This is a genomic window from Pseudomonas sp. AC112 (genome assembly GCF_979253545.1).
The window spans coordinates 447,904-464,882 of the sequence record NZ_CEEDCM010000001.1 but is presented as its reverse complement, the minus strand read 5'-3'; the positions used below and the strand labels follow the sequence as shown (position 1 = coordinate 464,882).

The 16,979-nt window shown below is 61.3% G+C and carries 16 protein-coding genes; 10 read left to right on the top strand and 6 right to left on the bottom strand.

Going from position 1 to position 16,979, the window contains the following annotated elements; genetic code table 11:
* Window positions 1-114: 114 nt before the first annotated feature.
* Window positions 115-939 carry an aspartyl/asparaginyl beta-hydroxylase domain-containing protein gene (locus tag AC0IYN_RS02275; protein WP_471840417.1) on the bottom strand — a complete coding sequence of 275 codons (825 nt, stop codon included), beginning with the start codon at window positions 937-939 and terminating at the stop codon, window positions 115-117.
* A 311-nt stretch (window positions 940-1,250) separates the two neighbouring features.
* Between AC0IYN_RS02275 and fabV the strand changes: the two genes are divergently transcribed.
* Together fabV and AC0IYN_RS02265 are read left to right on the top strand one after the other, a co-directional pair.
* Window positions 1,251-2,444, top strand: a complete 1,194-nt coding sequence (fabV, locus tag AC0IYN_RS02270) for an enoyl-ACP reductase FabV (protein WP_406597323.1) — start codon at window positions 1,251-1,253, stop codon at window positions 2,442-2,444.
* A gap of 156 nt (window positions 2,445-2,600) precedes the next feature.
* Window positions 2,601-3,224: an HAD family hydrolase gene (locus tag AC0IYN_RS02265; RefSeq protein ID WP_457247752.1), complete on the top strand. Its 624-nt coding sequence runs from the start codon at window positions 2,601-2,603 to the stop codon at window positions 3,222-3,224.
* On the opposite strand, the gene AC0IYN_RS02260 is transcribed toward AC0IYN_RS02265, so the two are convergent.
* A complete protein-coding gene (locus AC0IYN_RS02260; protein ID WP_471840416.1) occupies window positions 3,221-4,126 on the bottom strand; it encodes a LysR family transcriptional regulator in 906 nt (301 codons plus the stop codon). The two genes, AC0IYN_RS02265 and AC0IYN_RS02260, sit on opposite strands and share 4 nt — an antisense overlap.
* Before the next feature lie 102 nt (window positions 4,127-4,228).
* Between AC0IYN_RS02260 and AC0IYN_RS02255 the strand changes: the two genes are divergently transcribed.
* Window positions 4,229-5,398 carry an aspartate aminotransferase family protein gene (locus tag AC0IYN_RS02255; RefSeq protein ID WP_406597326.1) on the top strand — a complete coding sequence of 390 codons (1,170 nt, stop codon included), beginning with the start codon at window positions 4,229-4,231 and terminating at the stop codon, window positions 5,396-5,398.
* Window positions 5,399-5,429: 31 nt separating this feature from the next.
* Here AC0IYN_RS02255 and punR read toward each other — a convergent pair whose 3' ends face one another.
* Window positions 5,430-6,344, bottom strand: a complete 915-nt coding sequence (gene punR, locus AC0IYN_RS02250; protein WP_078047476.1) for a DNA-binding transcriptional activator PunR — start codon at window positions 6,342-6,344, stop codon at window positions 5,430-5,432.
* 122 nt (window positions 6,345-6,466) lie between these two features.
* On the opposite strand from punR, the gene punC reads away from it, so the two are divergent.
* The gene (punC, locus tag AC0IYN_RS02245; RefSeq protein ID WP_471840413.1) at window positions 6,467-7,651 is read left to right on the top strand and encodes a purine nucleoside transporter PunC; all 1,185 of its coding nucleotides are present in this window, start codon (window positions 6,467-6,469) and stop codon (window positions 7,649-7,651) included.
* 118 nt (window positions 7,652-7,769) lie between these two features.
* On the opposite strand, the gene AC0IYN_RS02240 is transcribed toward punC, so the two are convergent.
* Window positions 7,770-8,603, bottom strand: coding sequence for a nucleoside-binding protein (locus AC0IYN_RS02240; RefSeq protein ID WP_406597328.1), 834 nt, complete (start codon window positions 8,601-8,603; stop codon window positions 7,770-7,772).
* A gap of 158 nt (window positions 8,604-8,761) precedes the next feature.
* Here AC0IYN_RS02240 and AC0IYN_RS02235 point away from each other — a divergent pair, with 158 nt between their 5' ends.
* The gene (locus AC0IYN_RS02235) at window positions 8,762-10,264 is read left to right on the top strand and encodes a nucleobase:cation symporter-2 family protein (RefSeq protein WP_406597329.1); all 1,503 of its coding nucleotides are present in this window, start codon (window positions 8,762-8,764) and stop codon (window positions 10,262-10,264) included.
* Window positions 10,265-10,369: 105 nt separating this feature from the next.
* On the opposite strand, the gene AC0IYN_RS02230 is transcribed toward AC0IYN_RS02235, so the two are convergent.
* Together AC0IYN_RS02230 and AC0IYN_RS02225 are read right to left on the bottom strand one after the other, a co-directional pair.
* Window positions 10,370-11,302 (bottom strand): proline iminopeptidase-family hydrolase, encoded by a 933-nt coding sequence (locus AC0IYN_RS02230; RefSeq protein WP_406597330.1) that lies wholly within the window; start codon window positions 11,300-11,302, stop codon window positions 10,370-10,372.
* Between the two features lie 92 nt (window positions 11,303-11,394).
* Window positions 11,395-12,159, bottom strand: coding sequence for a LuxR family transcriptional regulator (locus AC0IYN_RS02225; protein WP_406597331.1), 765 nt, complete (start codon window positions 12,157-12,159; stop codon window positions 11,395-11,397).
* 184 nt (window positions 12,160-12,343) lie between these two features.
* Between AC0IYN_RS02225 and AC0IYN_RS02220 the strand changes: the two genes are divergently transcribed.
* From AC0IYN_RS02220 to AC0IYN_RS02200, 5 genes are read left to right on the top strand one after another with little or no spacing between them, the layout of a single operon-like run.
* Window positions 12,344-13,231, top strand: coding sequence for a proline iminopeptidase-family hydrolase (locus AC0IYN_RS02220; protein WP_078047481.1), 888 nt, complete (start codon window positions 12,344-12,346; stop codon window positions 13,229-13,231).
* 3 nt (window positions 13,232-13,234) lie between these two features.
* On the top strand, window positions 13,235-14,182 hold the full coding sequence (locus tag AC0IYN_RS02215; protein WP_012722919.1) for an ABC transporter permease: 948 nt from the start codon (window positions 13,235-13,237) through the stop codon (window positions 14,180-14,182).
* Entirely contained in the window at window positions 14,179-15,036 is an 858-nt protein-coding gene (locus AC0IYN_RS02210; RefSeq protein WP_471840411.1) for an ABC transporter permease, read from the top strand. Before AC0IYN_RS02215 ends, AC0IYN_RS02210 begins: the two co-directional genes overlap by 4 nt.
* Complete coding sequence (locus AC0IYN_RS02205; RefSeq protein ID WP_406597334.1) at window positions 15,033-15,989, top strand: ABC transporter ATP-binding protein; 957 nt, start codon at window positions 15,033-15,035, stop codon at window positions 15,987-15,989. Before AC0IYN_RS02210 ends, AC0IYN_RS02205 begins: the two co-directional genes overlap by 4 nt.
* On the top strand, window positions 15,986-16,957 hold the full coding sequence (locus AC0IYN_RS02200) for an ABC transporter ATP-binding protein (protein WP_471840409.1): 972 nt from the start codon (window positions 15,986-15,988) through the stop codon (window positions 16,955-16,957). Before AC0IYN_RS02205 ends, AC0IYN_RS02200 begins: the two co-directional genes overlap by 4 nt.
* The last annotated feature ends 22 nt before the right edge of the window (window positions 16,958-16,979 follow it).

The window sequence follows — 16,979 nt, the reverse complement described above, 5'->3', positions numbered from 1 at the left end:
GGGGCCGCGATGGCTTGAGAATGATGGGCGCCGATTTCGGTCGCACGAGACAGTTATTTACCTCAGGCGCAAGGCCGAGCGCAAACACCGTCCAGTACCATCATGCCGCAGAACTTACTGAATCAGCTTCCAGTTTTTGTAGAAAACCCGACGCAGGGTAAAGGCCATGCCGGCAAACCCAGCGATCACGGCGTTGAGAACCAGGGGCACCGGGGTCGGCCGCACGATATCGATGAACAGGCAGTAACGCTTGGCATCGTTTTTGTTGAAAGACGCATGCATCAAGGTGTCATCGAAGATAAACAACGGATCGTCGTGCCAGTAATGCTTGTGCTTGCCCACCTGGATGTAGACGCCCTCGTGATGGGGCGCCGGAGCCATGTTGTAGAGCACGCGGAACATCATGCGCAGCGGGCCGAAGTGGAAGGACGTCGAGCGGTTTTCATTGAACACCGACACGCCAATGGTCTTCACGAACGGCAGCTTTTGGCGCAGTTGCGGAATATCCAGGGTGGTTTCGATGGCCTGGCCGTACCACTGGAAAAACAGCATGCCGCGCTTCTTCTCGGCCATGCGTTCGTCCAGGTAACCGATGATTTCGTCCTTGTGGGCCATGGCGTCATCGATCACCTGTTGCAGGTCCTCGCGCCAGGCCGGTGGCAGGTCGGCCATCGTGTAGACGTGACGGTTACGCGAGCTCAAAAGGTCGAACAGGGTGTTGAACGGCGCCAGCAGCCAGGTGTTGCGACCGCTGCCGATGAAGTATTTCTTGATAGTGGGCGCGTCATACAGGCCATTACGCAGGAAGTCGTAGACGCCGCACACCACGACCAGGCCAAGAAACACCAACGTGGTTTCGGGGAACACATCAATGATCAGCAGCACGCCGAGTACCCAGGCGACCGATACCGCTTTTTTACGCAAAGCAGGCTTATTCATGTAACTCAGCTCCAGCAGGACGCCATTCGACAAGTCCGGATCCCTGGCTGCGAGTGGTGGGGGTTTTGAAACATATTGAAACAACTGCGTCATGATAAGACGTTCGGGGCTGGAGAGGCGTTTTTAAATATTGCGAAATTGTGAAGGCTTTACACAGTTTTTAACCCTTGTAGCACTGAGTGGATTGGATTTTGTAAACGGAAGATTTGCGACTATCGTGACGCTTCGGTTTTTTGGACGTCATAGACCGGTACGATTGAAGTTGAATGGCCACCACTGGCTTTCGGCACCTTGGAAGAGGCAGAAATTTTATGATCATCAAACCGCGGGTTCGTGGCTTCATCTGTGTGACCGCTCACCCTGTTGGCTGTGAAGCGAACGTCAAAGAGCAGATCGACTACGTCACTCAGCACGGCGTCATCGAAGGCGGCCCGAAAAAGGTCCTGGTCCTCGGTGCATCCACCGGTTACGGCCTGGCTGCGCGCATCAGTGCTGCCTTTGGCTGCGGCGCCGACACCCTGGGCGTGTTTTTTGAGAAAGAAGGCGAAGAAGGCAAGCTGAGCTCCGCCGGCTGGTACAACAGCGCCGCGTTCGAGAAGTTTGCCGTCGAAAAAGGCCTGTACGCCAAGAGCATCAACGGCGACGCGTTCTCCGACGAGATCAAGCGCCTGACCATCGAAACCATCAAGAAAGACCTGGGCAAGATCGACCTGGTTGTCTACAGCCTGGCCGCGCCTCGCCGTACCGACCCGCAAGGTGTGGTGCACAACTCCACCCTCAAGCCGATCGGCAAGGCCGTGACCCTGCGCGGCATCAACACCGACAAAGGCGTTGTGGTCGACACCACCCTTGAGCCCGCCACCCAGGAAGAAATCGACGGCACCGTGAAAGTCATGGGCGGCGAAGACTGGCAGCTGTGGATCGACGCCCTGCGTGACGCCGACGTCCTGGCCGAAGGCGCCAAGACCACCGCGTTCACCTACCTCGGTGAAAAGCTGACCCAGGACATCTACTGGAACGGCTCCATCGGCGAAGCCAAGAAAGACCTCGACAAGAAAGTCCTGACCCTGCGCGACAACCTCGCCGCACTCAAGGGCGACGCCCGTGTGTCGGTACTCAAGGCCGTGGTCACCCAGGCCAGCTCGGCGATCCCGATCATGCCGCTGTACCTGTCGCTGCTGTTCAAGGTGATGAAAGAGCAGGGCACCCACGAAGGTTGCATCGAGCAAGTCTACGGCCTGTTCAAGGACAGCCTGTACGGCAAAGAGCCGAAGCTCGACGCCGACGGCCGCCTGCGTGCCGACCTGGCCGAGCTGGAACCCAAAGTCCAGGACGCCGTGGCAGCACTGTGGAACCAGGTCACCGACGATAACGTCAACGAGATCAGCGATTTTGCCGGCTACAGGGCGGAATTCCTGCGCTTGTTCGGCTTCGAAGTCGATGGCGTGGACTACGACGCTGACGTCAATCCGACCGTCAAGATCAATGGTCTGATCCAGGCCTAAGCGATCCGGTTTGAGAAAAACGGCCCTTCGGGGCCGTTTTTTATGGCCTGCAAAAAAGGCTGATCTCAGAACCCTCCTACACATTTTTGAGCAGCGCCTGATCCCTCCGATATGCCAGACTCCGTGCGCTATCAACGCGTACTAACGGAGGATCTGATGACGATTCGTGCAGTAGTTTTTGATTTCGGCGGTGTCCTGTTCGATTGGAACCCGCATCACCTGTATCGCAAGCTGATTGCCGACGACCGTGAGCGGCAATGGTTTCTCGACAACATCTGCACCCAGGCCTGGAACACCGAGCAGGACGCTGGCCGCACCCTGGCAGATGGCACCCGCAGCCTGATCGAGCAACATCCTCATCATGAGCGCCTGATCCAGGCGTATTACGACCGTTGGCACGAAATGCTGCGTGGCCCGTTGCCGGACGGCGTGGCGATCCTCAACGCGTTGCACCAGGCCGACATGCCGCTGTTCGGGCTTACCAACTGGTCTGCCGAGACGTTCCCCTATGCGCGGGCCAATTACCCGTTCCTGCAGTACTTTCGCGACATCCTGGTGTCCGGCGAGCTGAAGCTGATCAAGCCGGAGGCGGCGATCTATCACGCCAGCCTCAGCCAGGTACGCGCCCACTTGCCGGATATCCAGCCGGCTGAAGTGGTGTTTATCGACGATGTTGCCGGCAATATCGAGGCGGCGGTTGCCCTGGGTTGGCAGGGGATTCATCACGTATCCGCCGAGCGTACGGCGGCGCGGCTGCGCGAATTAGGCGTGAACTACTAGCGCGCCCACTTTTCCATGGCGAAATCCACGAAGGCGCGCAGCTTGGGCAGGCGATAACGGTCCTGGCCGTAGAGCAGGTGCATCGGGCGGCTGGGCAGTCGATAGGTGGTCAGCAAGGCCACCAGCTTGCCGCTGTCCAGGTCCGGCTGTACCAGGGCATCGGCCAGCATGATGATGCCCATGCCGTTTACAGCCGCCTGGCGCAGGCCTTGCGAGCTGTTGATGGTCAATGAGCCAGACACCGGGATTTCCACCTCGCCGGCATCGTCGGTCATGCGCCAGAGCTTTTCGGAGTCGCGCCAGTTGTCACTTGCCGGGTAGGCGAACGCCAGGCAGTTGTGCTGCTGCAGGTCATCGGGGGTTTGCGGTGTGCCGTGTCGCGCCAGGTAGTCCGGTGACGCGCAGAGGGTGAGGGTGTAGTCCTGCAATGGCCTGGCGATCAGGCTGGAGGTTTCCAATTCGCCAAGACGGATCGCCACGTCGAAGCCGCTGTCGACCAAATCCATGCGCTCATTGCTCAGGACCACGTAAAGGTTGATCTGCGGGTAGCGCCGGGAAAACTCGCTCAAGGCCGGTGTCAGGCGTTCGGTGCCGAACACCGGAGGCGCGGTGATACGCAAGGTGCCTTTGGGAATGTCGCTGTGGGCCTGCTCGGCCAGCTGCTCGGAGTCGGCCACCAAGCCCAGTACTTCCAGGCAACGCTGGTAATACTGCCCGCCAAATTCCGTAAGGCTTTGTTTGCGCGTGGTGCGCTTGAGCAGGCTGACCCCCAGTCGTTGCTCCAGGGCGCGCATATGGTTGCCGACCATGGTGGTGGACATCCCACAGGCCTCGGCCGCCGCGGTCATGCTGCCGGTCTCGACCACTTTCACGTACACCGACATTGCCTGGAACAGGTCCATTATAAAGTCCTGGTTTAAAGTCATTGCAGGGATGTGCAGTTTATCCAGCTCAGGTGGCTAACGATACTGCAGTCATCCCTACGATGCACCGGAGCCCGCACCATGACCGCCGCCTGCCTGATGACCACTTACCAACCCCTGGCCCTGAGCTTCACCCGCGGCCTCGGCACGCGCCTGTGGGACCAGCAGGGGCGCGAATACCTGGATGCCGTGGCCGGTGTGGCGGTGACTAATGTCGGTCACTCACACCCCAGGCTGGTAACGGCGATCAGCGAGCAGGCTGGCTTGCTGTTGCATACCTCCAACCTCTACAGCATCGACTGGCAGCAACGGCTGGCCCAACGTCTCACCCAACTGTCTGGCCTGGACCGCGCCTTCTTCAACAACTCCGGTGCCGAAGCCAACGAAACCGCGCTGAAACTTGCGCGCCTGCATGGTTGGAAAAAGGGCATAGAAGAGCCCTTGGTGGTGGTGATGGAAAACGCCTTTCATGGCCGCACGCTCGGCACGATGGCGGCCAGCGATGGGCCGTCGGTGCGCTTGGGCTTCCAGCGCTTGCCGGGGGATTTTCTCAAGGTGGCCTTTGGTGATATCGCTGCGATAGAAGCCATCACACACGCATTCGGCGCGCGTATCGCAGCGGTCCTGCTGGAGCCTATCCAGGGTGAAAGCGGTGTGCTGCCGGCCCCGCCGGGCTACCTGCTGGCCCTGCGTGACCACTGCACGCGCCACGGCTGGCTGCTGATGCTGGATGAAATCCAGACCGGCATCGGTCGCACCGGCGCCTGGTTCGCCTTCCAGCAGGAAGGCATTGTCCCGGATGTGATGACCCTGGCCAAAGGTCTCGGCAACGGCGTGCCAATCGGCGCCTGCCTGGCTCGGTCCGCCGTGGCCCAATTGTTCACACCGGGCAGCCACGGCAGCACCTTCGGCGGCAACCCCTTGGCGTGTCGGGTGGGGTGTACCGTGCTGGACATCATTGAAGAACAAGGCTTGCTACAGAACGCCGCGCAGCAGGGGGAGCGCTTGCTGGCGCGGTTACAGGTGGAGCTGAGCGAGCACCCGCATGTACTGGCGATTCGCGGGCGGGGGTTGATGATAGGTATTGAGCTGACCCACCCTTACCGGGACCTGGCCCAGCGTGCCGCTCAGGAGCATGGGTTGTTGATCAACGTGACGCGCGGCAAGGTCATACGCCTGTTGCCGCCACTGACCCTGGATGCCAAGGAGGTCGAGATGATCGTGCGAGCCATTACCCGTCTATTGGATTGAAATACGCTCCCACAGGGGATCTCCATGATTGTCAGGGATCGTTTCCGTTCAGCCACTCCTGGTTCATCGTCTCGGTATCCCCCAAATACTCCAACAACCACGCCATGGCCGGTGAAAGCTTGCTCTGCGCCCAGGCCACGCACGACGGGCTGGCCGGAAACGGTCGGCTCAGTCGCAACGCCACCAGCTCACCGCGTTCGATCCACGGCAGCACCTGGTGCGCCGGCGCCATGCCGACGCACAGGCCATCGCGCAGGCAATCGATTGCCGAGGACCAATTCGGCACAACCAACCGGCGCTGGTTATCCAGGGTCCAGGTGTCGCGCTTGGGCAGGTTGCGCGAGGTGTCGGTCATGCACAACGACGCAAAGGGGCGCAGCTGATCGTCGCTCAGCAACCCGTCGACGCTTGCCAGCGGATGCCGCGCGCTGACCACGCAGAGCCAGTTCAACAAGCCCATGTCGCGAAAGGTAAAGTGACTGGCCACCGGCACCGCGCTGGTGGCGCCGATCACAATGTCAGTGCGCTCATCCGCCAACGCATCCCACACGCCGTTGTACACCTCGTACTCCAGCAACAGTTCGACCTCGGGAAACTGCCGGTAGAAATCCACCACCAACTGCCGGCAGCGCTGGGGTTTGACGATGGAGTCCACCGCCACCTTCAACTGGCCACTCCAGCCATTGGCCACCTGCTGGCACAAGCGCCGTGTGCCGAGCATTTTTTTCATCACGCCACGGGCTTCGTCGATAAACAAGCGGCCCGCAGGTGTCAGCTCGACGTCGCGGTGGCGCCGCACGAACAGCGGCACCGCCAACCATTCTTCGAGCTGGCGCACCGTATAGCTGATGGCCGACGGCACCCGGTGCAGTTCCTGGGCGGCCGCGCTGAAACTGCCATGCCGCGCCACTGCATCGACCACATCCAGGGAATATTCGGACCACATGGCAGTTGCCTTCAAAAATATTGATAAGAGTGTCCAATTATTATCGCTTCACACATGAACTGTCAGCCTCATAATGGGCGCCAGTCAGCAAATAGTTTGATGGCAGGATTAGCAAGGCTTCGATGAAAAATTCTTTTGGTTTCACTTGGTATCTGGCGGGGCTGAGCATGCTCGGTTACCTCGCCATGGACATGTACTTGCCGGCATTCGGCGCCATGGGCGAGCAGTTGCAGATCGGTGCTGGCGCGGTGGGCGCCAGCTTGAGTATTTTCCTCGCCGGCTTTGCGGTGGGGCAGTTGTTGTGGGGGCCGTTGTCCGATCGCCTGGGGCGCAAGCCGATCCTGCTCGCCGGCCTGAGCCTGTTCGTGCTGGGCTGCGCGGGCATGTTCTGGGTCGAGACCGCCCCGCAACTGCTGGCGCTGCGTTTTATCCAGGCGATTGGCGTGTGTTCCGCCGCCGTGAGCTGGCAAGCCCTGGTGATCGACCGCTACCCGGCCGACAAGGCTCACCGTGTGTTCGCCAGCATCATGCCGCTGATGTCGTTATCGCCGGCGTTGGCGCCGCTGTTGGGCGCGATGGTGCTGAATCACTTCGGCTGGCAGGCGATCTTCGGCGTATTGCTGGGGGTGTCGGTGCTGCTGTTGCTGCCGACATTGTTCCTGCGCACGGTGGCGAAGCGTCCGACGGAGGAGCGCAAACCCATGCGCCTCGGTTACGGGCAGTTGATCACTTCCCGCGTGTTTACCGGCAATGTGATGATCTTCGCCGCCTGTTCGGCGAGTTTTTTCGCTTGGCTGACCGCGTCACCGTTCATCCTGGGTGGCATGGGCTACAGCCCGAATGACATTGGCCTGAGCTACGTGCTACCAACGCTGGCATTTCTGGTGGGCGGTTATAGCTGCCGCAGTGCCATGCAGCACTTACCGGGCAAGACGTTGCTGCCCTGGTTGCTGCTAGCGTACTGCATCAGCATGGTGGCGTTGTACCTGGTTGCTACCTTGACCGTGCCAACCCTCACCACCCTGTTGATTCCGTTCTGCCTGATGGCGCTGTGCAACGGTGCCAGTTACCCCATCGTGGTGGCGAATGCGCTGATGCCCTTTTCGGAAAATTCCGGCAAGGCGGCGGCCCTGCAAAACACCCTGCAACTGGGCCTGTGTTTCCTCAGCAGCCTGGTGGTGTCGTCGATGATCGATGAGCCCCTGCTGATTACGGTGATCGTGATGTTGGCGACCGCGCCACTGGCGGTGTTGGGTTACTGGCTGGCGAGGCCGAAAAGCGATAATTCCGAACTGGCCCGAGTCTGAGTCGGCCCGCATTCCAAACTGTAGGAGCCGGCTTGCTGGCGATGCAGACAACTCGGTAATTCTGCTGCACCGCGTCGATGCAATCGCCGGCAAGCCGGCTCCTACAGGAATTGGCGTTTTAGAAGGTGATTTCCATATTCACCGTCGGTGTTGATGTGCGGCTACCCCGGCCGCCGTCGACGCCGAACTTGTTGTGCCAGTACTCGTAACCCACCCCGAGGTACAGGTTTGGCTTGACGCTTTTGCCCGGTCGCACCGCCACCATCAGCGCGGTGCGCATCAGGGCCTCCGGCGCCGTGTCGCGGCCGTGGTAGTCCTCGCCTTTTTCCCCGACGTAATTGATAAATCCCTGGAATTTCGCCGCATGGTTGGCGATCTCGAACGGGCGCATCCACGTCAGGTTGAGCATGTAGGTGTCGTCGAAGGTGTGGTTCGACTCCTGCGCGCCGGGGATGCCGGTGTGGTTCCTTTCCTTGTAGTACATCAGGCTCAGGTCCAGCACGCCGACGGTGTTGAACTTCAAGGTCGGGCCGATCACCAGGGCGCGCTTCTTGGCTGAGGCGAAGTTGTTGTTGCGGTTGGCATCGAAGCCCAGGGTCAGCGCGTAATCCTTGATCAACCCGGTGCCCAGCGGCACGTCGAACACCCGCGATGCGTACAACTGGTGGCGGTACACCGCGTACACCTCGCTCCCGCCATGATCGGTGCCCTTGCGCGGGTCACGGCTGTCGGACAGGAACACATCAAGGTTGAGGAAATTGCTGCCGTACCGGTAGCCGCTGGCGTGGGTGAAGCTGTAAATGCGCTTGCTGAACTCGTCGGGGTTGTTCGGGTTGGTGAACTGCTGGCCGTAGCGAAATCCTACGCTGTTGTTCATCCATTCCACCGCAACGGCCTCCCCGCCGCCGAGGAGGGTGAGTGCAACGGTTGCTCCCTGTAATGCCTTTTTCATTGTTCTAGGTCCTTTGGCGTTCTGGCTCATCACGGCCGGATTGTTTTTGTAACGCCGATGGAGGGTATCTTGTTCGATTGATTGTATACAACTCTATGGACATGCAGTCCAAACATTGCATACAGTGGCCGCACAACAAAAACAGAGAACCCCTCACCATGACTATCCCGAAGGCGTCACCGCAGCGGCCCGAAGATGAGAATCTCGGCGTCGCCGCCAACATGGCTTACGGCCTGCAACATGTGCTCACCATGTACGGCGGCATTGTCGCGGTACCGTTGATCGTCGGCCAGGCGGCCGGTTTGTCACCGGCGGATATCGGCCTGTTGATCGCCGCGTCGCTGTTTGCCGGTGGCCTGGCCACGCTGCTGCAGACCCTGGGCCTGCCGTTTTTTGGCTGTCAGTTGCCGCTGGTGCAGGGCGTATCGTTTGCCGGGGTGGCAACCATGGTGGCGATTGTCGGCAGTGATGGCGCCGGTGGTGTGCCAGCAATTCTCGGGGCGGTGATGGCCGCGTCGTTTATCGGGCTGCTGATCACCCCGGTATTCTCGCGGATCACCAAGTTTTTCCCGCCGCTGGTGACGGGTATCGTGATCACCACCATCGGCCTGACCCTGATGCCCGTTGCGGCGCGCTGGGCCATGGGCGGCAACAGCCGCGCCGCGGATTTCGGCAGCATGTCCAACATCGGCCTGGCTGCGTTGACCCTGGTGCTGGTGTTGCTGCTGAGCAAGATCGGCAGCGCGACCATTTCGCGCCTGTCGATCCTGCTGGCGATGGTGATCGGCACCGTGATTGCGGTGTTCCTTGGCATGGCCGACTTCTCCGGCGTGGCCCAGGGGCCGATGTTCGGTTTCCCCACACCCTTCCATTTCGGCATGCCGACCTTCCATGTCGCAGCGATCATTTCCATGTGCATCGTGGTGATGGTGACCCTGGTCGAGACCTCGGCGGACATCCTGGCCGTGGGTGAAATCATCGACACCAAGGTCGACTCCAAGCGCCTGGGCAACGGCCTGCGCGCCGACATGTTGTCGAGTATGTTTGCGCCGATCTTCGGTTCGTTCACCCAGAGCGCGTTCGCCCAGAACGTCGGCCTGGTGGCGGTCACCGGGGTCAAGAGCCGCTTTGTAGTGGCCACGGGCGGATTGTTCCTGGTGATTCTCGGGCTGTTGCCGTTCATGGGTCGCGTGATCGCGGCGGTGCCCACCTCAGTGCTGGGCGGTGCCGGGATTGTGCTGTTCGGCACCGTGGCGGCCAGTGGTATTCGCACCTTGTCCAAGGTCGATTACCGCAACAACATGAACCTGATCATCGTTGCCACTTCCATCGGTTTTGGCATGATCCCGATTGCCGCGCCGAGCTTCTACGATCACTTCCCAAGCTGGTTTGCGACCATCTTCCATTCGGGGATCAGTTCGTCGGCGATCATGGCGATCCTGCTGAACCTGGCGTTCAACCATTTCACCGCCGGCAATTCGGACCAGCAATCGGTGTTTGTGGCGGGGACTGAGCGCAGCCTGTGCTTCCGTGATGTGTCGGAGCTGCGTGATGGGGATTACTTCAAGGGCGGCAAGTTGTTTGATGCCGAGGGGAGAGAAATTCCATTGGTGGCGGATGCCCCGAGGAAAACAACCAAGCCTGAGACCTCCGAAGTCTAACGCCACTCCTGTAGAAGCCGGCTTGCCGGCGATAGCGGCCGACCAGTCAACATTGCATCAACTGACAGATTGCTATCGCCGGCAAGCCGGCTCCTACGTTGGGGGTCAGCCAGCCTTGAGTACGTTGTACTTCGCTGAACACACCTCATCCAGAAACTTCACCACGGTGCCCATGCACGCCTGGCGTTCTTCCACGTGGGGCATGTGGCTGGAGTCTTCAAACAGCGCCCAGCGCACATCCGCGATTTCATCCAGGAACGGCTTGACCACCAAGGGCGTGGCCTCGTCGTGCCGGCCGGAGATCACCAGCGTCGGTACATTGATGGCCGACAGGCGGCCGGTAGATTTCCAGTCCTTCAAGCTGCCGATCACATGGAATTCAGTCGGGCCGCTCATGGCGTGGTACACGGTTGGGTCTGAATCGACCTGGGCGAAGGTGCGCGCCACTTCTTCCGGCCACGGGATGACCCGGCACACGTGATGGTCATAGAACACCCGCGACGCGGCGAGGTATTCCGGGTCCTGATAGTTGCCGACGGCTTCGTGCTTGAGCAGGGTTTCATGCACGCCTTCGGGCAACAATTTGCGCAGGCGGTTGGCTTCGCTGACCCAGGTGCGCATGCACGTCGGCGAGTTGGCGGGGATAAAGGCTCGCAGGCCCTTGGGTTGCAGGATCGCGTGTTCACTGCCGAGCATGCCGCCCCAGGATTGGCCGAGGATCGCGTAGTTATCGCTGATCTCCAGATGGTCCAGCAGGTTGTTGAGTTCTTCGAGGAACAGGCCCACGGTCCAGAAGGACGGGTCTTTGTCGGGCAGGTGGGTGGAACGGCCATTCCCCAGCTGGTCGTAGTGGATCACGGCATGGCCGCTGGCGGCGACGTCCTTGAACGCGTCAACATAATCATGGGTGCATCCGGGGCCGCCGTGGATAACCACCAGGGGCGTGCGACCGCTCGACAAGTCACCGGTGACGCGGTACCAGGTTTGGTAGGCGCCAAACGCCGCATACCCTTCGCGGATTTTTTCGATGAATTCCATTTCGTACCCTGCTCTGAAAAAATGATCAGGGACACGATAATGCGTGGGAGAAATTTAAGTAACTAGCAAAACAGCTAGGTTTTGCCCGGCGGTCAGTCGTCGAGCAGGCGGTAATGGGTGGCGCGCACCACCGCCTGGACGCGGTTCTTGGCCCCCAGCTTGTGCATCGCCGAGGCCAGGTGCAGGGTGACGACCGCCAGCGAGCGACTCAATTGCGCGGCGATTTCAGCGGCGGTCAGGCCGTCGGCGGCCCATTTGAGGCACTCGCGTTCACGTTTGGTCAGGTGAATATGCGGGTAAGTGCGTAGCTCTTTGCTGAACAGCGGGTAGGCCGCTTCCTGCAAGGCGTGGGAAATTAGGCTGAAGTCCGACAAGGTCTGCTGCGCATCCTGCAACACACTGCGGGCCTTGCCGGTACGCAGGCCGGTCAGCGAGGCGAAGCCGCCGCGGGGCAGGTGGATCGGCACGCTGACGCCGCAGGTCAACTGCTGGTCGTGCAGGTAGGACGAAACCGGCGCATGGCAGGGATCGATGACCTTTTGCAGAGGGGTATCGGCCTTGACGTCGTAGGACCACACGAACGGCGATACCGTGCTCAGGGCCAGGTGTTGCACCGGGTCGATCTGGTAGAACCCTTCGCTGCACCACAAGGTGTGCCAGTCGGGCGGGGTGTTGCGCAGTTCCAGCACCGAAGGGGTGATCAATGCACCATCCTGGTCGATCGGCACCGGGGTGTAGTCATACACCAGTGCATCGAAGCCCAACTGCTGGGCGAGGACAAAGGTGTTGTCCATCTGCTCGTCCAGGCTCCTGCCCGGCATCAGACGGTGATTTAAGGCAGTCAGCTTGGCCAGCATCCGTTCTGCTCCCGAATTCATTTGAATCTCGACTTGCTGCAAGTAGAATGCCACGCCCCGGCGAAGGACTGCCAGGCCAAACCTATAAGAAATGCTAGGTTATGGACGCGCGGCATCCTCGGTAGTGTTGGCCTGATCAGCGGCCCGCTACCTGCCAGGCCGACACTACACAAGGAATGTATGCATGTGGCGTGAAATTGCCCCCGACCAGCAGTACAACGTGCAAGTCGACGGCCATAACCTCGTGGTCTACAGCTTCGGCGAAGGCGATGAGGTGCTGCTGTGCCTCAACGGCGGGCCGGGCCTGCCGTGTGACTACTTGCGCGACGCCCATGGCTGGCTCAAGGACCATAACCTGCGAGTGGTTGCATTCGACCAGCTTGGCACGGGCGCATCAGCCAGACCCACCGATATTTCCCTGTGGGAAATCCGCCGTTATGTCGAAGAAGTCGAAACTGTGCGCCAGGCACTGGGCCTGGGCCGCGTGCATTTGCTTGGGCATTCCTGGGGCGGCTGGCTCGGCATCGAATACGCTATCCATTACCCCGACGCCCTGAAAAGCCTGATCCTCGAAAACACCGTGGGCGACATTCCGCACTTGTCCCAGGAACTGGAGCGCCTGCGTGGCGCCCTCGGCAGCGAAACCGTGGCCATGATGCAACGCCACGAGGCCATGGGTACCCTGGACCATCCGCAATACCAGGCCGCGATCACCTTGCTCAACTACCGCCACGTGTGCCGCCTCGACGAATGGCCCGAGCCGGTCAAGCGGTCCCTGGGCGACTGGAACATGGGCCCTTACGAAACCATGCAGGGCCCCAACGAATTCCTCTATATCGGTAACCTCAAGGACTGGAACCGCATCCCCGAGATGGCCGAGTTCAAGATGCCGATCCTGATCACCACCGGCCAGCACGACGAACTCACCCCCGCCTGCGCCCTGCGCATGAAGCTCGCAGCCCGGCACGCCGAATTGCACGTCTTCCCCAACAGCAGCCATATGCCGTTTTATGAAGAACCCCAGGCATATTTCCCGGTGCTGCTGGACTTCCTCTCGCGTCACCGAGGCTGACGGATGAACCTGGCGCGCTACCGTTTTGTGCTGTCCCGGCCGCTGCAATTGCTGCCGGTGCTGTTTGGCATCAGCCTGATCACTTTTGTGCTGGTGCGCTCGATCCCCGGCGACCCGGCGCGCGCCCTGCTGGGCTCGCGCAGCACGCCCGACGCCTTGCTGAAGATCCGCGCCCAGTACGGCCTCGACCAGCCGCTGTGGCTGCAATATTTCTACTTCCTGAAGAACCTGCTCAAGGGCGACCTCGGCCAATCGCTGCTGTACAAGGTCGACGCCCTCAAGCTGATCGTCACCCGCATCGAACCCACGTTGGTCTTGGTGCTGGGCAGCGTGGTGCTGGCACTGCTGATAGCGGTGCCGCTGGCGACGCTGGCCGCCCGCAACAAGGGCGGCTGGGCGGACAACCTGATCCGCGTGTTTACCACGGTTGGCCTGGGCATGCCGGCGTTCTGGCTGGGCTTGATGCTGATCCTGTTGCTGAGCGTGCAGTGGGGCTTGTTTCCCGTGTCCGGTTACGGCCGCACCTGGCTCGACAAGGCGCATCACATGGTGCTGCCATGCCTGACGATTGCCCTGGCGTTGTCGGCGGTGCTGGTGCGCAACCTGCGGGCGAGCATGTTGATGGAGTTGCAGGCTGACCATGTGACCGCCGCCCGCGCCCGTGGGCTGTCAGAAGCGGCGGTGTTTCGTCGCCATGTGTTGCCCAACTCCCTGGTGCCGGCGGTCAACCTGCTGGCGGTGAACATCGGCTGGCTGATCAGCGGCACGGTGGTGATCGAAAGCCTGTTCGCCATTCCCGGCATCGGCCAGTTGCTGGTGCGCGGCATCTTCACCCGCGACTACATGGTGGTGCAGGGCGTGGCCATGGTGCTGGCCTGCGCGACGGTGGTGGTCAACTTCATCGCCGACGTGGTAACCGTGGCCCTCGACCCACGGGTGAAGATGCAATGAGCAGCCGCCCGTTGATTGCCCCGTGGCGCTTGCGCCTGCGTTTTGGTTTGCGCAATGGCCGGCTGACCGCTGCGTGGGGCCTCTTGATTCTGCTGGTGTGGCTGGCGCTAGCGCTGTTTGCGCCGTGGGTCGCGCCCTATGACCCGATCGCACAGAACACCGATTTCAGTTTGCTCGGCCCAAGCCTTGCACATCCGTTTGGCACGGATAACTACGGCAGGGACATCCTTTCGAGGGTGATTTGGGGCGCGCGCATCGACCTGCAGTTGGCCATCATTGGGGTGATCTTCCCGTTCATGATCGGCACCTTCGTCGGTGCGGTCTCCGGCTACATCGGCGGGCGTTTTGACAGTTTTTGCATGCGCGTGATCGATGTGATCCTGGCCTTCCCGTTCCTGGTGCTGATGCTGGCGATCATGGCCATCCTCGGGCCGGGCCTGAAGAGCTTCTACATCGCCATGGCGCTGGTGGGCTGGGTGTCATATGCGCGGCTGATCCGCTCGCAGATTCTGGTGCTCAAGGAAAGCGACTTTGCGTTGGCTGCCAAGAGCCTGGGCTTTGGCCACGGGCGCATTCTGTTCCGGCATCTGCTGCCCAACGCGATGTTTGGCTCGATTGTGTTTTCCATGTCTGACGCCGTGCTGGTCCTGCTCAATGGCGCCGCCGTGAGCTACCTGGGCCTGGGCGTGCAACCGCCAACTGCTGAGTGGGGCACCATGGTCGCCGAGGGGCAGGCCTTTATCACCACGGCCTGGTGGATTTGCACCTTTCCGGGCTTGGCCATCGTGACCCTGGCCATGGGCTTCAGCCTGCTGGCCGATGGTGTGGCGCAAGTGCTGGGGGATCGCTCATGAGTCTGTTGCAAGTGCGCGACCTCAGTGTGATCGCCAGCAACACCGGGCGCGATGTGACCCTGGTGGACCGCGTGTCCTTCGACTTGGCCGAAGGCGAGATCCTCGGCCTGGTGGGGGAGAGCGGCTCGGGCAAGACCATGGCCTGTCGCGGCGTGATGCGCCTGCTGCCATCGCCCAGCCTGCGCGTGCAAGGCGGTGCGGTGCGGCTGGCCGGCCAGGAGCTGCTGTCATTGGATGACGCCGGCATGCGTGCCGTGCGCGGCGGTCAGTTGGGCATGATCTTCCAGAACCCCAGCAGCCACCTCGACCCGTTGATGCGCATCGGCGAGCAGATTGCCGAGGGCATCCGCCTGCATCAAGGTGCGTCGAAAAAAGACGCGCGCCTGCAGGCCATCGAGGTACTGCGCCAAGTGGGCATCCCCGATCCCCAGGCGCGGGTCGACAACTACCCCCACGAGTTTTCGGGTGGCATGCGCCAGCGCGCGATGATCGCCGTCGCCCTGGGCTGCAACCCCAAAGTGCTGATCGCCGACGAACCGACCACAGCCTTGGATGTGACGGTGCAGGCGCAGATCCTGCGGTTGCTGCTGGACCTGCGTGATCAGCGCGGGCTGTCGATCATCATGATTACCCACGACCTCGGCGTGGTCGCGCAAACCTGCGATTCCATCGCCGTGATGTACGCCGGGCGCCTGTGTGAGCACGGCAGCAAATACGACCTGCTGGCTCGCCCGCAGCACCCGTACACTGCCGGGCTGATTGACTGCCAGCCTGCCCACAGCAGCGGCCACGCCTTGCTGCGCACCATTCCCGGTCAACCGCCTTTGCTGGACGCGTTGCCCACTGGCTGCCGGTTCAACCCGCGCTGCCCGCAGGTCGGCCCCTTGTGCATCGAAGTGTTGCCGGAAGGCGCGCGAGTGGCCTGTCATTACCCGTTGGGAGCGCAGCCATGAGCCTGTTGCACATCAAGGATCTTGAGGTGAAGTTTGCCGCGTCCGGCACCGGCCTGTTCGGCATGAACAAACAGTGGGTGAGGGCGGTGAACGGCGTGTCGCTGAACCTGGCTGCCGGCCAAACCCTTGGGCTGGTAGGTGAGTCCGGCAGCGGCAAGAGCACCCTGGGCCGCGCCATTTTGCACCTCAACCCGATCAGTGCCGGGCAGGTGCTGTTCGATGGCGTCGACATGGCCCATGGCAGCGCCATCGACATTGCTCGCCTGCGGCATGAAACCGCAATGATCTTCCAGGACCCGTACGCCGCGCTGAACCCGCGCCACACCATCGGCGAAACCCTCGCCGAAGTGCTGCGCGTGCAGCGCAAGGTTCCGCCCGCGCAGATTCCCGAACGCGTGAATGAACTGCTCGACCTGGTCGGCCTGCGCCCCGAACTGGCCAGCCGCAAACCCGGGTCCCTCAGCGGCGGCCAATGCCAGCGCGTTGGCATTGCCCGGGCGCTGGCGGTCGAGCCGCGCCTGATCATCGCCGATGAGTGCGTGGCGGCGCTGGACGTGTCGATCCAGGGCCAGATCATCAACCTGCTGCTGGAACTGCAGCAGCGCATGAACCTGGCGATCCTGTTTATTGCCCATGACCTGGCCATCGTGCGCCGCTTGTGCGACCGCGTGGCGGTGATGTACCTGGGCAAAATCGTCGAAGAAGGCCCGGTGGAGGCGGTCTTCACGGCGCCACGCCACCCGTACACGGCGGCGTTGATCCAGGCGATTCCCGAGATCGATCCCCATCGGCCATTGCCTACCGAACCCTTGCCGGGTGAACCACCGAGCCCGCTGAATTTGCCTACGGGCTGCGCCTTTCACCCGCGTTGCCGGCATGCGCGCTCACTGTGTTCCGTGGTGTTGCCGCCAACGCATTTCCTGCACGAGCATCGGTACAGTTGCGTGCTTGAAGAACCTTTGCTTTAACCCTCTGCCATTCATTAACAAG